This window comes from Collinsella sp. AM41-2BH, assembly GCF_003468085.1.
Classification (GTDB): domain Bacteria; phylum Actinomycetota; class Coriobacteriia; order Coriobacteriales; family Coriobacteriaceae; genus Collinsella.
In genome coordinates this window covers 1,547-21,524 of the sequence record NZ_QSGH01000008.1, presented here as the reverse complement: position 1 = coordinate 21,524, position 19,978 = coordinate 1,547, and the positions used below count along the sequence as shown (strand labels likewise).

The window sequence follows — 19,978 nt, the reverse complement described above, 5'->3', positions numbered from 1 at the left end:
CTACCTAGTCCTCGAGAGCCTTCTCGATGCGGCTCGTGACGCCCTTGAGGTTAAGACCGACGACGTACTGCTTGATCGGGCGCTTGATGTGCTCGATCACAAAGCGCTTGCCGTCGATGTCCTGGGCAGCGAGGTTGCGATAGAGTTTCTCGACCTGCTCCTTGACCTCGGGATCGTTAAAGGCGTAGTGGCCGGAGACATCCAGAATCTTCAGGCTGAGCTCGTCGTCGGCCAGAATGTCGTCAACCTGCAGGTTGACATCGTCGCCGGTCATCCACTTGCGCCAGCGCTCGGTCTTGATAGCCTTAACCAGCAGCGTGTGATACAGGTCGGAGGGATCGTCGCACAGTCCGTTGTCGACCAGAATCTGCTCGGTAGCGCAGAGCTTGAGGTAAGCGCGGGTCTCCTCGGTGCCGTACTGAGGGGCGACATTGGAGGCCGTCACGTGAGCCGGGATGTGCTCGAGCAGCGTTGCGTCATCCAGGTAGTCGGCGTTGTGCTCCTTCAGGCCCACGCCGTAGCGCTTAGCCATGTCGGCGAGCTCGCGGGCGTTCTTGAAGTTGTAATGACCGACCTGCTCGGTCCAACGGGTGAGCGTACCGGTCTGGCCGACGATAAAGGTGGGCATGGGGCAGCCGCGCTTCTCGAGCTCGGGCTGCAGCTGAGAAATGAACTCCTCGTACTTATCGGTAGAGGTCAAGCCGCCATTGGTCTCCTCGGTACCGACCTCATAGGCAACCTCGGGCAGGTTATGCTCGCGACGGTACTGCTCAAGGTAGTCGATAAGATCGATCGTGCGGCGAAGCACCACGTCGAGCGGAATAACCTTGCCGATCTGATAGGGATCCTTGGTGGGGTCGACCATCAACAGGTCAAAACCTGCCTCCATGTCGGCGACGAAGGACTTGCGGGCGAGCTCCATGGCCTCGTCCTCGGGCAGGTGGGCGTTACGCTCCTCGTCGCGCTGCCACGGGCCGCCGTGATCGCGGCACAGGTAGTACGGACCGGTGTAACCCACCTCGTCGGCAACCTTCTTGATGTCGGCGGCAAAGCGCGTCTGGTCCCAACCGTTGACGTAGCCGGCGCCCATCTCGTCCATATCGACCTGGTTACGGCTGGCGATAAACATGGGCGGGAAATCCTCGTCCTTGGCAAGCTCGAACACGGCCTGAATCAGGTTGGGGCTCATGGGGCCAATGCCGACCATGGTTGCGTGATCGCCGCTATCCTGCAGCTTGAGCATGCCCTGAACGGCCTGGCGGATGGTGAGGTTGGACATTTTGTTCTCCTTCTCCAGAGGATTTTTGACAAAAGTTCCCTGGGACCCAGATGTGGGCCCTATCAGTACGGATGGATTTTGTTGTGTAGGGGCGGTTGTGCGGAGTCAGATCCATCCCTCCGCACAACCGGAGTCCTTAAAGGTTTACTTGGCCTGCTTGTCGAGCGTGGGCTTCATGGCAATCAGGATTGCAGCGGCGACCACGGCGCCAATCACGATGTCCAGGCAGAACAGCGCGACGTTGTTGGTGGCAAGGGCGACGATAAAGCCACCGTGCGGGACGTAGCAGTCGATACCCTGGAAGGCGGCAAGCGCCGCACCCACGGCAGAGCCAATGCAAATGCCGGGAAGGGTGTGACCGAGGTCCTTGACCGCAAAGGGGATAGCGCCCTCGGTAATACCGATGCAGCCCATGAACAGCGCGGAGATGCCCATCTGGCGGTCGGCGTCATCGAACTTGTTCTTGGCGATGAGCGCAGCGAGGCCACAGGCAATCGGGGGAACGGCAACGGCGACGCGGAACATACCGTTAGGACCGTAGATACCGGAGGCCATGATGGCCATGGTGAAGGTCGAGGCGGTCTTGTTGATGGGGCCACCCATATCGAAGGCGGTCATAACGCCAATGACCAGACCCAGGACAACTGCGGAACCGCCCTGCAGGCTGCCGAGCACGCCGGTGAGCCAGTCCATCACAAAGCCAAGCGGCGTGGCAAGGATGTAGATATAGGCCATGCCCAGGACAAGCGAGGTCAGAATCGGGATGATCAGGATGGGCATGATGGTCTGGATGGTGTTGTTGACCTTCCAGGTCTTCATCCAGCGGACAAAGTAGCCGCAGATGACCGCCATAATCATGGCGCCCAAGAAGCCGGTCGAAACGCTGTTGCCGTTAGGGGTAACGACTGCGTTGTTGACCAGGTAGCCCAGGACAAAACCGGGGGCGAGTGCGGGCTTGCCGGCCATCGAGTAGGAGATGTATGCCGCAAGCACCGGGATCATCATGGAGATACCGGCCATGCCGATGGTGTTAAGACTCACCATCAGCGGGTTCGTAACCTCCATGCCGTTGGCACCGGCGGTACCGGATGCCAGCGAGAAGGCGAGGAACACGCCGCCGATAACGACGATGGGGATAAAATAGGAAACGCCGGTATTGAATGCATTGAGCAGCGTCTTACCAGGATCGGCAAAGATAGACTGCTTGGACGCCGGCGTCGGGGCCTGCGGGGCAGCGGAGACGGCCTTCTTCTCTGCCTTGGCCTCGGCCTTGGGCGCGTCAACGGCGCCACCCGTCGCCTTGATGATCTCAACGGCCTGGTCGATGATCTTTACCGGATCGGCGATTACATCCGAGGTGCCGACCTTCAGGAACTTGCCCTCGGCCATCTTCTGCTCAAAACGATCCTCGTTCTCGACACCCACGTCGACGGACTCGAGCACCAGGTCGGCAGAATCCACGTCTTCCTGCGTCAGCTCGTTCTCGATACCCAGGCCACCCTGAGCCTCGACTTTGCACTCGATGCCACGGGCGGCGCATTCATCCTGAATCGCCTTCTGGGCCATATACGTGTGGGCAATACCCACGGTACAGGCGGCAACGCCTACGATCTTCATTGCTTCCCTCTTTTCATAGAGTTGCGTGCGCAAGACACCGTTTGCGGAGGCCTCCGGAGCATCCCCTGCCGTTTGGACTTGCTGTCTTTTCGACAAGACCAATATAGGTGCTCGTTTTTCTTAATGCCAGCTTATTTCGGTAAACGCGCAGGTCAGGGCATTAGTTATGCGATTTAGTTATGCGTTTAACCAAAAAAGAATCCTGCGATTTTACCCTCGATTTCAAAAGTCAAGAAGTATTTGATTTTCTCGGTAGACGGCAGATGCGCATGCCGGTCACAAATTTCGACCCCACCCGTATACCGCATTTGTTGCATACTCATATGAAAGGAAAAGGTCGCTCACCGAAGCGCATCCCACACCAAGACTCAAAGTCATCATGCTGGAAAATGCTCATCTGTCGGAAGGAGTCGCTGTGGCAAAACAGCGCGTTACGATCGCAGACGTCGCTCGAGAGGCGGGAACCTCGACGGCGAGCGTCTCGTATTACCTCAACGACAAACGAGAAAAGCTTAGCGAGAAGACGCAGGCAAAGATTGCGCGCGTCATCAAGGAGCTGGGATACGTCCCCAACGCCCAGGCGCAAACACTCACCGGCAAACAGACCCACGTCATCGCCATCATCATCTTGGATAACACCAACAAATGGGCGGGGCTCGTCCTCAACGGCATGGAGCAGGTCATGCTCCCCGCGGGCTACCAGACGGTCGTTTGCACGAGCAACTTTAACCCCGAGACCGAGCTCATGTATGTCGACAAAATGCTCTCGCTGGGCGTCGATGGCTTTATCATCCAGCCCACGGCAAACTTCAAAGCCGTGCACGACCGCATCAAGCGCGCCGGCAAGCCCGTCGTCTTTTTTGACGCGGCCATCTACAGCCCGGGCACGAGCTGGATCAAAACCAACCTTTACGACGGTGTGTACAACGCCACGCAGGCACTCCTCGACGCCGGCTACGAGGACTTTTTCTCCATTGCCGCCAACATGACCGAAATGCGCACCCGCATGGAGCGTTTTCAGGGGTATGCCGAGGCGCTGGCAGCGAACGGACAGCTCTACAAAGCGATTCCCATCGACCACAACAAGCCGTCGGTCAGTGAGCTTACCGAGTACTTTAAATACAAGCTCAACCCCGCCAAGCGAACCCTTATCTTCGTGCAAAATCAGTGGGCACTTCCCCGTGTCTACAAGGCCCTCCAGCCCATGGCCCATCTACTTCCGCAGCAAATCGGTCTTTTGGGACTCAACTGCGAAGACTGGACCAACCTCACCACGCCGACCGTCTCCACGATCATCGAGCCCGTCGACCAGGAAGGCAGAGAGGCGGCCGAGATGCTCCTCGCGCTACTCGATGGCAGCAGCACGCCCGGTGAGCAGCGCATTCTCGAATGCAAACTCAATTGGCTCGATTCCACCTCGATCTAGCCATACGTCAAATATGAGGCAAATGAATCAGTAGCGTTTGTCCCAAATCTTAAGTATTTGTTCGACAGAACGGCCCCTGTCGGCTCCTGCTAGACTGGTAGATTCCCAACCGTCCATCCAGGAGCCTCCATGTCGCGCAAGTCCGCTTACAAGCAAGTACTTTCCATCGGCACCGCCGTGGTGCTGGGGTTTGCGCTGTTCACAGAGTCGCTCGACGTAGCGCCCAAGCTGTTGTCGCCGCAAAGTGATGAGCAGGCGGCAGCCCTGGCCGAGAAGCAAGACGAGAGTCCCAGCCGCACCGATGACGAGGCGGACCTGGTTGCCCGACTCGAATCGGGAACAGCAAGCTCCTCGGACTCTCAAAATAGCCAAGGCCCTGGCGATGGCTCCGATTCCGCCGCACCCGACACCGGTGACGACGCTTCCGCGAACAGCGCCGCCACCCCCATCGACGAGGTCGAAAACCCCGATCTCGACCGCGCCCGCGGCGTATACCTCAGCAGCATTCCCGACTACGCGGGTAATCCCTATGTTGCCCTGCGCGCCGACAGCACGCACCCGCTCGGCACGCCGTCGTTCACGCTCGATGAATACGAACGGGCCACCGAAGAAGGATGCTTTAAGAAGTTCTCCAAGCTCGACAGCCTGGGCCGCACCCGCAAAGCGCTCGCCTGCATAGGACCCGAATCACTCGGCCAAGGCAAGCGCGGCGATATCTCGCGTATCCACCCCGCCGGATGGCACCAGCAGCGCTACGACTTTATTCCGGGCCAGAGCCTCTATAACCGCTGCCACCTTATCGCTTGGTCGCTCTGCGGCGAAAACGCCAACCGCAAAAATCTCCTCACCGGCACGCGCTATCTCAACGAGACGGGCATGCTACCGTTTGAGGAGCAAATCCTAGGATACATCCGTGACACGGGCAACCATGTGCTCTACCGCGTCACGCCCATGTATAACGAAGAGGAACTTGTCTGCCGTGGCGTGCGCCTTGAGGCGCAATCGGTCGAGGACCACGGCAAGACGCTGTGCTTCCACGTGTACTGCTACAACCTGCAACCGCATGTGCAGATCGACTACACCACCGGCCGCAACCAGGCCTCGGGAGACTAGCCCCGAGCCACGACAAGAACTGATTTGCAACCCCACTGGGAATCAAAAAGGCCGCCCTGGATTGCCCAGAGCGGCCCTTGCATCGACATGTATGTTGCAGGCAAAGCCCCGCGCTACTTGGCGCGGCCCTCCTCATAGCGCTCGACCAGCTTGGCCTGAACGTCATAGGGCACCTGCTCGTAGCCGGCGGGCTTCATGGTAAAGTCGCCCGTGCCGCGCGTGATAGAGCGCAGACGCGTCGAGTAGTCCGTCAGCTCGGCCAGCGGCGCCTGGGCAATGACCACGGTGTCTCCGCGCTCATCGGTCTCCATACCCGTCACGCGACCGCGTGAGGCCGAGATGTCGCCCATCACGGCGCCGGCGTAGCTCTCGGGGATAGTCACCGTGATTTCCTCGATGGGCTCCAGCACCACCGGGTCGGCATCGGCGCATGCCTTGCGCAGGCCGATGCGAGCCGCCGCACGGAACGCCATCTCGTTGGAGTCGACGCTGTGATACGAGCCGTCGTACACGGCCACGCGAATGCCCGTGAGCGGGTAGCCGGCAATGATGCCGTCCTTCATGGTCTCCTGGACACCCTTGTCCACGGCGGGGATCAGCGAGCGCGGAATTCGGCCGCCCACGACCTCGTCCACAAACTCATAGCCATCGCTCGTGCCGTCGGGCCCAATGAGCGGCTCAACGCGCAGCCAGCAGTCGCCATACTGACCGGCACCGCCAGTCTGCTTCTTGTGGCGACCCTGAGCACTTGCCGTGCGGCGGATGGTCTCGCGATACGGAATGCGGATCGGCACGCTCTTGGCCACGACCTTGGTGCGATCCTCCAAACGATTGAGCAGCACCGAAACCTGCGCCTCACCCACGGCGGAGATGATAGTCTGGCCGGTCTCCTCGTCACGATCGATGCTCATGGTCGGATCGGCCTTGCACGCCTTCTCGATAAACGTGTAGAGCTTCTCCTCGTCGCCGCGGTTCTCGGCCTCGATGGCAATACGGTACTGCGAGTTGGGGAACTTAAACGCCGCCGCCTCGACCTTACCGGTAATGGAGAGCGTATCGCCCGTCTCGGCCGCCAACTTGGGTGCCACGATAATGTCGCCGGCATAGGCGTGACCGACCTCGGTCATGTCGCGGCCGCACATCACATACAGGTGAGCCAGACGATCGCTCTTGCGGGTACGCGCGTTGACCAGCTCAAGGCCCGGCTCAAGCGTGCCCGTCAGTACCTTGATAAAGCTGATACGGCCCTGCTGCGGATCGGCCAGGGTCTTAAACACAAACGCCACCGGACGGTCATCGTCGCTCGAGATCTTAAGCGAATCACCGTCGATGAGCGGCATCTCGCCATAGTCGGTCGGCGCTGGGAAGTACGTCGCGATGTCATCCATCAGCGAGTTGACGCCCTGCTCCTTAATGCAATCGCCCGCAAAGACCGGCACAAAGATGCGCTCGGCGATCGCCTTCGACAGCAGGCCTTCAAGCTCCTCCTGTGTCAGCGTCTCCTCGCCTTCCAAATACTTCATCATCAGCTCGTCGTCAGCCTCGGCCACCAGTTCGCACAGATGGTCGTGGGCCTCCTCGGCCTGGGCACGATACTCCTCGGGAATCTCCGACTCAACGGCTTCGGTGCCGTTGCAATGGCGCGCCTTCATGCGCACCAGGTCGATAATGCCGTCAAAGTCCTCGCCCTCGCCCCAGGGAAGGGTCACGGCGCCCAGGCGCGTGCCAAAGCGCTCCTGCAGCAGGTCCATGGTGGTCGCAAAGCTGGCCTCGGAGCGCGACAGGCGGTTTACGAACACCGCACGCGCCAGACGCAGGTCTTCGGCGGCATACCAGAGCTTAACCGTCGTAGACTGCGGGCCGGCCTCGGCGTCGACCACAAACAGAGCCGTCTCGCAGACGCTCATCGCGGCAAAGGCGTCGCCGATAAAATCGGGGTAGCACGGGGCATCGAGCACGTTGATGCGGGCGCCCTTCCAGTCGATCGGCGCGATGGTCGTCGAGATGGAGAACGAACGCTTGACCTCTTCGGGGTCATAGTCGAGCGTGGGCTTGGTGCCGTCGTGGCCGCCCAGGCGGGCGGTCTTGCCGGAAAGGTGGAGCATGGCCTCGGCGAGTGAAGTCTTGCCCACCCCGCCTTGGCCTACGAGCACCACGTTCCTTACATTGCCGGTCTTGGGAGCACCCATGATGACCTCCTTGCAGGGCCGCGCGCAATGCGCGACGCCAACGGGGAGAGTTCGCGGTCGGTGCCGTCCCGGGAGCAGCATGGTCGGCAGCCGAGCCGACTCACCCTCCAAATGTCCTATGCCACCACCCTACCCTCACAGGTGACTGTCCATGCACACCTTTCGGCGCACGTATGGTTACAGACGGCGAGAGGAAGGAAAACGCATGCGAAGCGATTATTGGACCTCGCCGATGCAAATAAAATGCCGCCGCAGACCGTAAGACCTGCGGCGGCTTCGCCTCAATTAATAGTTGAGTAAATACCTGAGCCTATCCCTCGATACGGCTCAAGAACTCACGGGTACGTTGCTCGCGCGGATGATCGATGACCTGATCGGCAGGCCCCTCCTCGACAATGCGGCCGCCATCCATAAAGACCACGCGGTCGGCAACATCGCGCGCAAACTGCATTGCGTGGGTCACGATCACCATCGTCATGTTCTGCGCAGCGAGGTCCTTAATGACACGCAGCACCTCGGCCGTCAGCTCGGGATCGAGTGCCGAAGTCGGCTCGTCAAAGAACAAGATCTCCGGGTCGAGCGCCAAGGCGCGGGCAATACTCACGCGCTGCTGCTGACCGCCCGAAAGCTCGCACGGTACCTTGTTCTCGTTGCCCGTCAGCCCCATCTGTGCAATAAGCTCGTGTGCACGGGCCTCCGCCTGCTCGCGCGGGCGCTTAAGCACGCGGATCGGCGCGTCGATGATGTTTTTCATCACGGTATAGTGCGGGAACAGGTTGTAGTTCTGAAACACCAGACCAAACCGCGAGCGCGCTTGCTTGGGAACATCTCCCTTCGCATAGACCGCACCCGATCCCGCATCCGTCGCGACGGCAAGGTCGCCAAACGAGAGCGAGCCACCGTCGAGCGTCTCGAGCAGCGTGGCGCAGCGCAGCAGCGTGGACTTACCGCCACCCGAAGGTCCGATAATCGCCACGACCTCGCCGCGCTTAACCTCGAGCGAGATATCCTTGAGCACCTCATTGCCGCCAAACGCCTTGCGCGCGCTTTCGATTTTCATCACTGAATTAGTCATGATAATAGTCCAGCTTCTTTTCGGCGGCGCCCAGCAGCATCTCGACCACAAAGTTAAAGACCCAGTAGATCAGCGCCGCGATCGCAAACGGCACCATGCTCACCTGCGAGGCGACCAGCGCCTTGGCCGTCGAGAACATCTCACCCACGCCAATGGCAAACGCCAGCGACGTGTCCTTGACCAGCGTGATGATCTCGTTGCCCATCGCCGGCAGAATACGCTTGGCGACCTGCGGCATCACGATATACAGAAACGTCTGCATGCGCGAATAGCCCAGCACCTCGGCTGCCTCGTATTGACCGCGCGGAATGGACTGCAGACCCGAGCGATAGATCTCGGCAAAGTAACCAGCGTAGTTGATGATGAACGCTACGACGCACGCCGTCCACTTGGAATCGGGCGTGAGCGAAATGCCAAACACGTAGTACGGGGCAAAGTAGATGGCAAACATCTGCAGCATGAGCGGCGTGCCGCGCATCACCGAAATATAGATGCGCGCAATCCAGCGGAGCGGCGCGATTTTGCTCATGCGCATAAACGCCACGGGGATTCCCAGCGGAATCGACCCCAGCAGCGTCAGCACAAACAACTGCAAACTGACCAAGAATCCCTGGCCAAGCATCTGCATCATGACCTGAATAGACAACCTAAGCTCTCTTTCGCGACAACAGAACAGCAAACCCAATGCTAAAGCGGGTTTTCCAGGTGCTCGAGTTTGCCGTGAAAGAGGAGCGCCGCGTACTAAATGTACGCAAGCGACGGTTTGAACGGCAAAATCGGGTGCCTGGGAAAGCCGCTATTTCAGAACCCAGTTGTCGAAGGAAAGACCGTATTCTGCATACTTGTCGCACAGGTCCTTGACCGTGCCGTCCTCGTAGAGCGCCTTGAGCGACTCGGTCACGGCATCGGCGGACTTGGTGTCGCCCTTCTTAAAGCCGACGGCGTAGTGCTCGCTGGACAGCGGCTCATCAAGCTGCGTATAAGCATCGGGCTTGGCGGCAAGCTGATACTGGGCAATCGAAAGGTCGCAAGCCACGGCATCGACCGCGCCGCTCTCGAGCTGCATAAAGGCCGTGTTGTACTCGCCGATGGTATCGAGCGTGGCAAACGTCGCCGCCAGATCCTTCTGGTCACCCTCGAGCACATCCTGCGCAGCGGAATCGGTCTGGGTAATCACGGTCTTGCCGGCAAGATCGTCCCAGCTCTTGATGCCCGCATCCTTCTTTACCACCAGCACCTGCTCGTTGAGCATGTACGGCTCGGAGAACGTGTAGTCGTCCTCGCGACCCTCCATGGTAAAGCCGTTCCAGATGCAGTTGATGGCACCGGAGTTGAGCAGCGTGTCCTTGGCATCCCAATCGATGGCCTCGTATTTGACCTCCCAGCCCTGCTTATCGGCAACAGCCTTGGCAAGATCGAGATCAAAGCCGGTGTACTCGCCATCGTCGCCCACAAAGCCGTACGGAGGATAGGACTTATCAAAGCCCACCACGAGCTTCTTGGACTCCGCAGCGCCCTTCACATCCTTGGCCGCGGCAGAGCCAGCAGCGGAGCCCTTGCCGGCACCACCGCCGCAACCAACAAGACCAAGGCCCAGCACCGTGGCGAGCGAGCCGGCTAGACCAACAAACTGACGACGAGACATTTCAGTATTCATAGTATTCCCCCTTGATGGCACTTTAGTTAGGTAAAGTGAGTCATGTAACGTTCAGAATCATACACTTTACCTTGATGGAGTACAAGGGAGGGTTTGCCCGGCGTGGGCGGGGAGCGGCGCGTAATTAAGTTTCCTGCTCTACAGTCCTGCGCAAGACGGAAAGCGCGCATGGAGCACTAGGTTGGAGCACCCGGAATGCCGGCAGCCGTCACGGTATTTAATTTGCTGCTCTACAGTCCTGCTCACGACGGAGGCCACATTAAGTGGCCTCCTGTTCGTGCGGAACTCGCGACAAATTAAATACCGTGACGGCTGCCGGCATTCCGGGAGACAACGTGCTCGGGACCTTAAATAGGCGTCCCCTCCAATCGGGCACGTTGAATGCACGGTACAATTACTTCGGACTTTTCTTTTATTTAATAGTGGGGTTAATTCATGGCAGAATCTCGTGCGGAGCGTAGGGCTCGTCGTGCTTTGATCGAAGCGACTGAAGGGTCGGAGGAGAAAAAATCTTCTAAGAAATCCAAGTCGTCTCAGGATGCGAAGGGTAAGGCTAAGGCCAAGCGCCCCAGTTCTCATCGGAGCGAGGACAAGGCATCTCAGGCTCGCACCAAGCGCCCACATAAAGATTCGGTTTCGCCTGCGCGAAAGGCCGTGGATCCCAAGTCGCCTTGTTCCATCATGCGGGCTTGTGGTGGATGCACGGCGCTCAATCGTCCTTATAAGAAGCAGCTGGCGACCAAGCAGGTTGCTATGGAAGAGCTGTTTGCTGAGCTCTGCGAGCGCGAGGGTATTGCCGTTGATCCCATTCGCGGTATGGGTGTTACCCTGGGCGACCCGGGTAAATATCCTGCGCCGCGTGGCTTTCGTCATAAGGCTGCCACTCCCTTTGCTCCCGGTAAGGAGGGCGCTGTCCGTTGCGGTTTCTTTGAGCGTGGCACGCACAAGATCGTTGCCGTACCCGAGTGTCCTGTCGAGGCGCCAGGTGCCCGTCAGATTCTCAACGGCATCGCGCGCGAAGCTGAGCGGCTGCATATTCCCGCCTTTAATGAGGACAAGCATCTTGGTTTGCTTCGCTATGCCGTCGTCCGCTGCGGTTGGCGTACCGACCAGGTCATGGTTACGCTCGTGACCGCCCAGCGTGACTTACCGCATGCACAGGAGTTCTTTGAGGCCGTCGCGGCACTCGATCCGCATATCGTCACCGTTGCCCAAAATATCAATGGCCGTCCCGGTAACGCCATCTTGGGTGAGGAGACTCGTATCGTCTATGGCGCCGAGTGCATGCGCGACCAGCTGCTCGGTTGCGAATTCGATATCTCCCCTACCGCGTTCTATCAGACCAATCCGCAGCAGACCGAGCTGCTCTATCAGCTCGCGATTGACGGCATGGACCTGCAGCAGGGCAACATTCTTATGGACGCTTACTGCGGCAGCGGCACCATCGGTCTGTGCGCCGCGAAGGATGCCCAGGACAGAGGTGTCGGCATTATGCTGCTCGGCGTGGAGCGCAACCCGGCGGGCATTGCCGACGCACGTCGCAATGCCGAACTCAACGACCTCACCCGCAGCGCTTGGTTTATGGCCGACGACGCCACCGACTACATCCTCGATGCCGCCGACAACAACGAACGCGTCGACGTCCTTTCCATCGACCCGCCGCGCGCCGGCTCCACCCCCGAGTTCCTCGAAGCCGCCTGCGCACTCAAGCCGCACCGCATCACCTATATCAGCTGCAACCCCGTGACCCAAGAGCGTGACCTGCACCAGCTCCTCGACGGAGGCTATCGCCTGCTCAAGATCACGCCGGTCGACATGTTCCCCCATACCGACCACACCGAAACCGTAGCGATCCTCGAGCGCCGCTAAGCCGCCTTGGCAGATTTCTGACCATATCCCAAAACCTACTGGCATAAGAAAAGGGCGGCCCGTCTGGACCGCCCCCTTTCGTTGGATATATGAGCCCGTTACATGCTCTTGCGCAGGTCACACACGCCGGCTGCCGCCATCTCGCGCAGCAGCGTCTCGCGATCGCGCGTCACGATCAGGTCCAGCGGGAAGTGAATCTCATCGAGCATCTTGCGCGCCTGGTCGAGCTTGCCAATTGCCATACCAATGTGCGCGTCGGTCGAGACGCCAATCCCCACGCCCAGCTCGGCGCAGCGCTCGGCAATCTTGCGACACACGTTCCAATGCTCGGCATCGGTACCATGCTCAAGACTATGGTTGTTAATCTCGATAATCTTGTGCTTGGCCTTTGCCGCCAACAACACCTCATCGATATCAAAGGAAACACCCGAGCGACCCGTGTGGCCCAGCATAAACACTTTGGGGTGCTCCAGAGCATTGATATACATCTCGGTCGTCTGGGCGAGCGTCGCGCCTTCAGCGAGCTGCGGATTATGCACACTCGCAACCAAATAATCCAAATTGCGCGTAACCAAATCGAACAGCGAATGCTCACGACTATACGAATCGCCGGCAATATCGAGCGAAACGGGAATGTCCTCGCCAAACAGGCTTCCGTCCAGCGAAACGATATCGGCCTCGGCACCACGCAGCACCAGTACGCCGCTCCAAATGCGCGGCCAGATATCCTGGTTAATAAAGAACTGGTAACTGCGCAGGTCATTGGGGCAAGGTGAAACCATAGAGCTCAGATGGTCGGCAGATCCGAGCACCTGCAGGCCACGCTCTGCCGCCCAGTACACATTCTCCTCAATGGTCGAATATGCATGCGCAGAGAACATCGTATGAGTATGGATATCACAGGAAAGCAGGTAGGGCATCGGATCTCCTTATCCGGCATGGCCGTCGCGTATATTCATTGTACGCATAGCCTTCGATAGTCGTAAAACCGCTCCATCCCAACGACACAACGTACATGACAACGGGGTCCGGCTCAACACCAAACCCCGTTTCACGTAAAACATTACAGGCAGAGCGCTTTGCTTTTAACGATACTCGTCTGCCAGCTGCTTCCAGGCAGGTAGCGAATTGATAATCGTCTCGTAACTCACACAATAGCCAAGGCGGAACCAACCCGGCATACCAAAGCTGTCCGAGGGAACCGCGAGCAGCTCGTACTTCTTCGCGCGCTCGCAAAATGCATTTGCATCGGGCTCGAGCGCCTTCACCCACAGGTAGAAAGCACCGTCCGGCTCAACATAGGTGTAGCCGTACTCCGCCAATGCATCGGTGAGCGCCGTGCGGTTGCGTGCATAGGCCTCAACGTCACTCGGCTCATCGATGCAATCGATAATCACGCGCTGGAAGAGCGCCGGAGCGCACACGAAGCCCAGCGTACGGGCGGCACCGGCAACGGCGGGCATTAGACGAGCTGCCTGAGGATTCGTATTGGGAATCAGGATCCACCCGACGCGCTCGCCCGGTAGCGAAAGCGACTTGGAATACGAGTAACACACGATGGTGTGCTCGTAGATCGAAGGCACCCAAGGCACCTCGGCGCCATAGACAATCTCGCGATACGGCTCATCCGAGATAAGCATGATCGGGTTCTCGGGATCGCGCTTGGCGTTGACCTCGCGCAGAACATTGGCCAGTCGCGTCAGCGTGTCGCGCGTATATACGGCACCGGTCGGGTTGTTTGGCGAGTCGATAATGACGGCCGCCGTCTTATCGGTGATCGCCTTGAGCACATTACCCACGCTCAGCTGGAACGTGTCTTCATCGGCAGACGCCTCGACACACGTACAGCCGGCCTTCTCAATCCACACGCGATACTCCGGGAAGTACGGGGCGATAACAATGACCTCATCGCCCGGATTGGTAACGGCATTGAGCGTGCAGGTGAGCGAAGCCGCCGCGCCCACGGTCATAAAGACATCCTTGCCCTCATAGCTCGTGCCGAAACGGCGATTGAGCGACTCAGCCACGGCGGTACGGCACTGCGGCAGACCCGGTGCAGGCGTGTATCCATGCAGCTGGTCACTCGGCAGCTCCAAGGCCTTCTTAATGGACTCCGCCACGGCAGCAGGCGCCGGAACACTCGGGTTTCCCAGCGAAAAATCGAATACGTTCTCTGCACCGATCTGCGCCTTGCGCTCAAGGCCATAGCTAAAGATCTCGCGGATGATGGAGCTCTCCGCACCGCGAGCATACATAGTTTCGTTGATCATCTGTTCCCCTTTCGCATAGGCGGTATTGTACGCTTTAGCCGAGCAAAGTGCCGCAGCAATGTTGATTGGGGACAGACTTAAATGCGTGAAAACACCCATTTAAGTCTGTCCCCAATCAATAGACGACCCCATATCGCTCAAAAGAAAAAGCCTCCGCAGGTTTCCCCGCGGAGGCTTTCGCCACAAAGACTATTTGTCGGTGTCGGCATCGGCATCGACATCGACGACGGCATGGTCATCGTCAGTATCATCGGATGCGGCTTCGGCATCCTCCTGCATGGCCGCCTGCGCAAAGGCCGCGGCATCAGCCGCCAGCTCCTCCTCGCTCATGCGAGGCGCGCGCTTCTTGGTCGGCATGCCGGCCGCCTTGGCATTGCGCTCCTCCTTGGCCGCCAGGATATCGCCCTCGCGCTCAAGGTAGGCATCCCACTCATTGTCGAGCAGGGCGTCCACGGCGTCGCCTTCGACGGTCTCGCGCTCAAGCAGCACCTTCGCCATCAGATCGAGCTGATCGCGACGGGCATCCAAAATCTCGACCGCACGGCGATGGGCTTCGCGCATGATGCGCTGAACCTCGATATCGATGCGGCGCGCCGTCTCCTCGGAGTAATCCTGGTGATCGGCGTAATCGCGACCAAGGAACACCTGATGCTGCGCCTCACCAAACACTTGCGTGCCCAGCTCCTCGCTCATGCCCAGGCGCGTGACCATCTCGCGCGCCATCTTGGTCGCGCGCTCCAGATCGTTGCTCGCGCCCGACGTGATGTCGTCGCACATGAGCTCCTCGGCAACGCGACCGCCCAAGAACACGGCGAGCTCGTCGAGCATCTCGTTCTTGGTCTTGAGGAAGTGATCCTCCTGCGGAAGCTGCAGTGTGTAGCCCAGGGCCTGACCGCGGCTGACGATCGAGATCTTATGAACCGGATCGGAATGCTCCAAGATGTGGCCCACCAGGGCGTGGCCGCTCTCATGGTAGGCAATCGTGGTGCGCTCGGCTTCGGTCATCACGCGACCCTTGCGTTGCGGACCAGCAATCACGCGCTCCATCGATTCCTCGACCTCGTCCATCGAGATCACAGAACGATGACGGCGGGCAGCCAACAGTGCAGACTCGTTGAGCAGATTTGCCAGATCGGCGCCGGTAAAGCCAACGGTCATCTGGGCGAGCTTCTCAAACTTAACGTCCTCGTCCATCGGCTTGTTCTCGGCATGCACGCGCAAGATCTGCTCGCGGCCCTTCACGTCCGGACGGTCGACCGTAACTTGACGGTCAAAACGGCCGGGACGCAGCAATGCCGGGTCCAGAATATCGGGGCGGTTAGTTGCGGCGATCAGGATGACCGACTCGCTCTCCTCAAAACCGTCCATCTCGACCAGCAGCTGGTTGAGCGTCTGCTCGCGCTCGTCGTGACCGCCGCCCAGACCAGCTCCGCGCTGACGTCCCACGGCATCGATCTCATCGATGAAGATGATCGACGGGGCCTGGGACTTGGCCTCCTTAAAGAGGTCACGCACACGGCTGGCGCCGACACCCACGAACATCTCGACAAAGTCGGAACCCGAGATGCTAAAGAACGGCACGCCCGCCTCGCCGGCAACGGCCTTGGCCAGCAGCGTTTTACCGGTGCCCGGAGGGCCAACCAGCAACACGCCACGCGGGATCTTGGCGCCCAGCTTGCGATAGCGATCCGGATCGCTCAAAAAGTCACGGATCTCCTCGAGCTCCTCGACTGCCTCGTCCACGCCGGCAACGTCTTCAAACTTGACCTTGGGGCGTGTGGCCTCGTTGGTCTTGGCGTTGGTCTTGCCAAACTGCATGTTCCTGTTGTTGGCGCCCATCATCTGGCGCATAAAGTAGAACATGATGGCGATAAGGGCGATCGTCGGAAGCACACTCATCGCCAAGTCGCCCCAAAAATCGGGATCGTTGGTGTTGACGATGTACTTGGTATCGGGGTGCTCCGCCATGAGCTCGGCAAGCGAATCGGAGCCGACATAGGTCGAGGAGAAGCTCTTGAGCTCGCTCGTATCGCCCTTGTCCTTCTTCGTCTTCCAGTAATGACCCGTCACGCTTCCGTCTTGAACCGTATAGGTCAGATCTTCGACGCGATCCTGCTTGATGGCGCTGACCATCTCGCTCGTCGCGAGCTTAACGGTATTGCTGGAGCTGGCAAAGCCGGAGCCCATATTAAAGAAGGCATAGCCCAGAAGCGCGCAAGCCAAAAGAAAATACAGCCAGCCCGTACGCGTGGGCTTCTTGCCTCCGGGCATCCCCGGGATCTTGGGCTCCCGGGGAGTCTGGGAATTGTTATCGTTACGGTCGTCGGGCATCTTACGAATAAACCTCCGGTTTCAAAATGCCCAGATACGGAAGGTTGCGATAGCGCTCGGCATAGTCGAGGCCGTAGCCCACCACAAAGGCATCGGGGCAATGGGTTCCAACATACTTGGGCGTGATGGCCGAGACGCGGCCCTCAACGTCCTTCCACAGGAAGGCAGCGACCTCCAGAGAAGCGGGCTTGCGGCTCTCGAGGTTCTTCATCAGATACTTGAGCGTCAGGCCCGAGTCCAGAATGTCCTCGACGATCAGCACGTCGCGACCGCGGATGTCGATATCCAGGTCCTTAATGATACGCACGATACCCGAGGACTTCACACCGTCGCCGTAGCTCGAAACAGCCATGAAATCGATGTTGGTCGGCAGCTCGATCTTACGCATCAGGTCGCCCATAAAGACCACGGCGCCGCGCAGGACCGCAATCAGCACCAGATCCTTACCCGCGTAGTCGCGAGTAATCTGCTCGCCTAGGCGAGAGACGATACCGTCGATATCCTCCTGCGTGAACAGAACCTTCTCGATATCCGGATGTTGAGAAGCCATGACAACCCTTTCTTGTGCTTATCGCCCACACACCGCCGTATGGACGCGAACTTCACATTCTAGCAGCGCACGGGGTAAATTTACCAGCCCGTGCGCCATCAGCGCGGGAATACCGTCAACGTCGCACAGAATAGCAGGCGTGGGACGCTATTCCGCATCGACCACGCGGAGCAGATATGCCACGCGCGTTGCGGCCGTGCACTTAAAACGCTCGTCCGCGCGAACTCCGGCGACCCACACCACGGCACCCCCCGGCGCCGTCCTCACCATGGGCACGCCGGCGCGCTCGGAAACGGGAATGCGAGCCTCACCTAGCAAGTCGGATACTTTCTTGCTTCGACCACTCATCCCTAACGGGCACATCACGTCTCCCGGTGCGGGACCGTCCACCCACAGGCGCGCCAATCGCGCCTCGGCAGGGATCTCGCCACGCGAGCCCGCCAGGATCCGCTCACTATCGCTGTCGGCAAAACCCAGGGCAGCCGCGTCTACCAAAGCTGTCACTTCCCCGGCAGCCGCGAGCTCACGGGCACGCCGCACGATATCGCATCCCGGCTCAACGGCCATCGGTTCTGTGACCAGCATACGTCCCCCGCCCAACGGCAAACGACCGGGTACGGTAACCCAGTCCGCGACCAGGCCCTCGCGAGCCGCCGGCGCCTTAAGCGCCAGCATGCCAAACTCAATGCGTGCGTCAATCCCCGCCGGAAGCGTGACCGAGCCGGCGCCCTCGGCAACGCAGGAAAGGACTCGCTCCACATGTCGCATCTCTGGACGAGCGTCCGGATCGATGCGCTTAATCGCCAGTCGCACGATGCGCCGCGCGATTACCACCTCGGCCGCAGCAAGGCGCCTGGCATCGAGCACCAGCGCGCCCGCCGCCTCCTTACGCAGGCAGCTTCGAAACGCCTGTGCCGAAAGCTGAGACAAAAACGCATCCTCATCGCCTAAGATCTCGCAGGCGGCGCCAATCGTCTTGCAGACGCTCGCGTTGCGCTGCGCCACCACCGGCATCACTCGATGACGCACGTAGTTTCGCAGATACGAGATATCCTCATTGCTCTCGTCTTCACGCCACGGCTGACCATGTACCTGTAGATAGCCCACGAGCTCGCCATGAGTTAGGTCGAGCAAGGGACGCACCACGATATTCCTCCGGCGAGGAATGCTCGATAGGCCAGCGGGCCCCGAACCCTTAATCGCGTTCATCAAAAACGTTTCCGCGCGATCCGAAGACGTGTGCGCGGTGCAGATACGAGCCGCCGTTCGCGGTGCCCCCGTCTGGGCGCAGAGCTCGCGAACATACCTCCGCGCCGCGGCATAGCGCACCTCGCGGGCCGCGGCCTCAATATTGCCCGACTCCCCATCAAAATAAGCGTGCTCCACGCACAGCGGTAAACCATATTTCGCGCAGAGCTCACGCACAAAGGCCTCGTCGCCATCGGACGCCTTGCCGCGCAGATGATGGTTTACATGCAGCACATGCAGGCGCTCGCGAGCAATGGGGGCAACACCGCGTCCGTCTTGGATATCCAGCTTTGATGTGCACGCCATAAGAAGCAGTGCCGTCGAGTCCGCGCCGCCTGATACCATGAGCACGACAGGAGCAGCCTGCTGCCTCGTCCGGGTCTCATCGACTGCCCCGGGCACGGCATGGTGTCCATAATGCTGAGATACCGTTGGCATTTGCTTCCTCCTCTATTCGTTCGCACCCATTGTATCCTTTGGAATCTTATGTCTCGTCTGCACCTTCATATCCTTGGCAGCGGCTCAAAAGGCAACTGCGCACTCATCGAGGGCCCGCAGGGGCTCATTATGGTCGATGACGGACTGTCTCGCCGCGAGACATTAAAGCGCATGGCAGAACTGGGGCTCTCGACAGACAACGTCTCGGCTCTTCTCATTACTCATGAGCATAGCGATCACATCAAGGGCCTCGATGTCTGGTGCAAGCACTGGCACGGCCCTCTCTTTGCCAGCAGGGGCACTCTTTCGAACAAAGAAAATCTTTCGCATCTGCCTGTCGAGGAATTCGATCCCGGCGACGCCCTATCCATTGCCGGCATCCACGTGCAAACCTACTCAACATCACACGATGTCATCAATCCAGTCGGTTATCGATTCGACGCCCTCGATGATTCCATCGGCTTTGCCACCGACACCGGAGAGCTATCGAGCCAAGCCATGAACACCCTCAAAGATTGTCGAGTCCTCGCGCTCGAAAGCAACCATGATGTGACCATGCTGCGCGAGGGAGAATATCCCCGCTTTCTTCAGGAGCGCATCCTGTCTGCAAGGGGACACCTCTCCAATGGCCAAGCCGCCGAAGCCGCGCGCGAACTTGTTACCGATCGCACCGAACAGCTCATTGCCATGCATATCAGCCAGGACAATAATCGTCCAAGCCTTACCGTCAAAAGCTATGCCAACGCGCTTGATGCAAGTCTCGATGATGAACTCGGCAGTTCTGCCACCCGTCTTCAAGGGCCGCGGAAGCTCTCGATACGCCCTGCAAGCCAATATCAACCGACAACCATTCAATAGCCCCTCAAGACAACAAAGGGGGGTGTTCCTATAGTTTTGTCAACTGGGCAATGCTGTT

15 protein-coding genes are annotated in these 19,978 nt (G+C 59.3%); 4 read left to right on the top strand and 11 right to left on the bottom strand.

Annotated elements, in window-relative coordinates:
• Window positions 1-4: 4 nt before the first annotated feature.
• Complete coding sequence (locus tag DW899_RS05480; protein WP_006235615.1) at window positions 5-1,279, bottom strand: class II D-tagatose-bisphosphate aldolase non-catalytic subunit; 1,275 nt, start codon at window positions 1,277-1,279, stop codon at window positions 5-7.
• Window positions 1,280-1,423: 144 nt separating this feature from the next.
• Entirely contained in the window at window positions 1,424-2,896 is a 1,473-nt protein-coding gene (locus tag DW899_RS05475; protein WP_117800246.1) for a PTS fructose transporter subunit IIC, read from the bottom strand.
• A gap of 415 nt (window positions 2,897-3,311) precedes the next feature.
• On the opposite strand from DW899_RS05475, the gene DW899_RS05470 reads away from it, so the two are divergent.
• Together DW899_RS05470 and DW899_RS05465 are read left to right on the top strand one after the other, a co-directional pair.
• The gene (locus DW899_RS05470; RefSeq protein WP_233539915.1) at window positions 3,312-4,322 is read left to right on the top strand and encodes a LacI family DNA-binding transcriptional regulator; all 1,011 of its coding nucleotides are present in this window, start codon (window positions 3,312-3,314) and stop codon (window positions 4,320-4,322) included.
• A 129-nt stretch (window positions 4,323-4,451) separates the two neighbouring features.
• Window positions 4,452-5,435 (top strand): DNA/RNA non-specific endonuclease, encoded by a 984-nt coding sequence (locus DW899_RS05465; protein ID WP_117800244.1) that lies wholly within the window; start codon window positions 4,452-4,454, stop codon window positions 5,433-5,435.
• Between the two features lie 113 nt (window positions 5,436-5,548).
• Here DW899_RS05465 and DW899_RS05460 read toward each other — a convergent pair whose 3' ends face one another.
• The 4 genes from DW899_RS05460 to DW899_RS05445 form a co-directional block, all read right to left on the bottom strand.
• On the bottom strand, window positions 5,549-7,624 hold the full coding sequence (locus tag DW899_RS05460; protein ID WP_117800243.1) for a translation factor GTPase family protein: 2,076 nt from the start codon (window positions 7,622-7,624) through the stop codon (window positions 5,549-5,551).
• A 310-nt stretch (window positions 7,625-7,934) separates the two neighbouring features.
• Window positions 7,935-8,699, bottom strand: a complete 765-nt coding sequence (locus DW899_RS05455) for an amino acid ABC transporter ATP-binding protein (protein WP_117800242.1) — start codon at window positions 8,697-8,699, stop codon at window positions 7,935-7,937.
• Complete coding sequence (locus tag DW899_RS05450) at window positions 8,692-9,345, bottom strand: amino acid ABC transporter permease (RefSeq protein ID WP_117806870.1); 654 nt, start codon at window positions 9,343-9,345, stop codon at window positions 8,692-8,694. The genes DW899_RS05455 and DW899_RS05450 overlap by 8 nt, the downstream gene beginning before the upstream one ends.
• 150 nt (window positions 9,346-9,495) lie before the next feature.
• Complete coding sequence (locus DW899_RS05445) at window positions 9,496-10,356, bottom strand: transporter substrate-binding domain-containing protein (protein ID WP_117800241.1); 861 nt, start codon at window positions 10,354-10,356, stop codon at window positions 9,496-9,498.
• Between the two features lie 435 nt (window positions 10,357-10,791).
• Between DW899_RS05445 and rlmD the strand changes: the two genes are divergently transcribed.
• A complete protein-coding gene (gene rlmD, locus DW899_RS05440) occupies window positions 10,792-12,225 on the top strand; it encodes a 23S rRNA (uracil(1939)-C(5))-methyltransferase RlmD (RefSeq protein ID WP_117800240.1) in 1,434 nt (477 codons plus the stop codon).
• Between the two features lie 98 nt (window positions 12,226-12,323).
• Here rlmD and DW899_RS05435 read toward each other — a convergent pair whose 3' ends face one another.
• The 5 genes from DW899_RS05435 to tilS all read right to left on the bottom strand — a co-directional run bounded on the left by DW899_RS05435 (window position 12,324) and on the right by tilS (window position 19,062).
• Window positions 12,324-13,145: a PHP domain-containing protein gene (locus tag DW899_RS05435; protein WP_117800239.1), complete on the bottom strand. Its 822-nt coding sequence runs from the start codon at window positions 13,143-13,145 to the stop codon at window positions 12,324-12,326.
• A gap of 165 nt (window positions 13,146-13,310) precedes the next feature.
• Window positions 13,311-14,495, bottom strand: coding sequence for a pyridoxal phosphate-dependent aminotransferase (locus DW899_RS05430; RefSeq protein ID WP_117800238.1), 1,185 nt, complete (start codon window positions 14,493-14,495; stop codon window positions 13,311-13,313).
• Window positions 14,496-14,684: 189 nt separating this feature from the next.
• Window positions 14,685-16,826 (bottom strand): ATP-dependent zinc metalloprotease FtsH, encoded by a 2,142-nt coding sequence (gene ftsH, locus DW899_RS05425; RefSeq protein WP_117800237.1) that lies wholly within the window; start codon window positions 16,824-16,826, stop codon window positions 14,685-14,687.
• A 1-nt stretch (window position 16,827) separates the two neighbouring features.
• Window positions 16,828-17,376, bottom strand: a complete 549-nt coding sequence (hpt, locus tag DW899_RS05420; protein WP_117638074.1) for a hypoxanthine phosphoribosyltransferase — start codon at window positions 17,374-17,376, stop codon at window positions 16,828-16,830.
• Window positions 17,377-17,523: 147 nt separating this feature from the next.
• Complete coding sequence (gene tilS / locus DW899_RS05415) at window positions 17,524-19,062, bottom strand: tRNA lysidine(34) synthetase TilS (protein WP_199570268.1); 1,539 nt, start codon at window positions 19,060-19,062, stop codon at window positions 17,524-17,526.
• Between the two features lie 48 nt (window positions 19,063-19,110).
• Here tilS and DW899_RS05410 point away from each other — a divergent pair, with 48 nt between their 5' ends.
• Complete coding sequence (locus tag DW899_RS05410) at window positions 19,111-19,920, top strand: MBL fold metallo-hydrolase (RefSeq protein ID WP_117800236.1); 810 nt, start codon at window positions 19,111-19,113, stop codon at window positions 19,918-19,920.
• Window positions 19,921-19,978 lie beyond the last annotated feature (58 nt).

Excerpts from the sequence above, each read along its gene's own strand:
- DW899_RS05480 (WP_006235615.1), bottom strand. The coding sequence starts at position 1,279 with ATGTCCAACCTCACCATCCGCCAGGCCGTTCAGGGCATGCTCAAGCTG.
- DW899_RS05475 (WP_117800246.1), bottom strand. The coding sequence starts at position 2,896 with ATGAAGATCGTAGGCGTTGCCGCCTGTACCGTGGGTATTGCCCACACG.
- DW899_RS05465 (WP_117800244.1), top strand. The coding sequence starts at position 4,452 with ATGTCGCGCAAGTCCGCTTACAAGCAAGTACTTTCCATCGGCACCGCC.
- DW899_RS05460 (WP_117800243.1), bottom strand. The coding sequence starts at position 7,624 with ATGGGTGCTCCCAAGACCGGCAATGTAAGGAACGTGGTGCTCGTAGGC.
- DW899_RS05455 (WP_117800242.1), bottom strand. The coding sequence starts at position 8,699 with ATGACTAATTCAGTGATGAAAATCGAAAGCGCGCGCAAGGCGTTTGGC.
- DW899_RS05445 (WP_117800241.1), bottom strand. The coding sequence starts at position 10,356 with ATGAATACTGAAATGTCTCGTCGTCAGTTTGTTGGTCTAGCCGGCTCG.
- rlmD (WP_117800240.1), top strand. The coding sequence starts at position 10,792 with ATGGCAGAATCTCGTGCGGAGCGTAGGGCTCGTCGTGCTTTGATCGAA.
- DW899_RS05435 (WP_117800239.1), bottom strand. The coding sequence starts at position 13,145 with ATGCCCTACCTGCTTTCCTGTGATATCCATACTCATACGATGTTCTCT.
- DW899_RS05430 (WP_117800238.1), bottom strand. The coding sequence starts at position 14,495 with ATGATCAACGAAACTATGTATGCTCGCGGTGCGGAGAGCTCCATCATC.
- ftsH (WP_117800237.1), bottom strand. The coding sequence starts at position 16,826 with ATGCCCGACGACCGTAACGATAACAATTCCCAGACTCCCCGGGAGCCC.
- hpt (WP_117638074.1), bottom strand. The coding sequence starts at position 17,376 with ATGGCTTCTCAACATCCGGATATCGAGAAGGTTCTGTTCACGCAGGAG.
- tilS (WP_199570268.1), bottom strand. The coding sequence starts at position 19,062 with ATGCCAACGGTATCTCAGCATTATGGACACCATGCCGTGCCCGGGGCA.
- DW899_RS05410 (WP_117800236.1), top strand. The coding sequence starts at position 19,111 with ATGTCTCGTCTGCACCTTCATATCCTTGGCAGCGGCTCAAAAGGCAAC.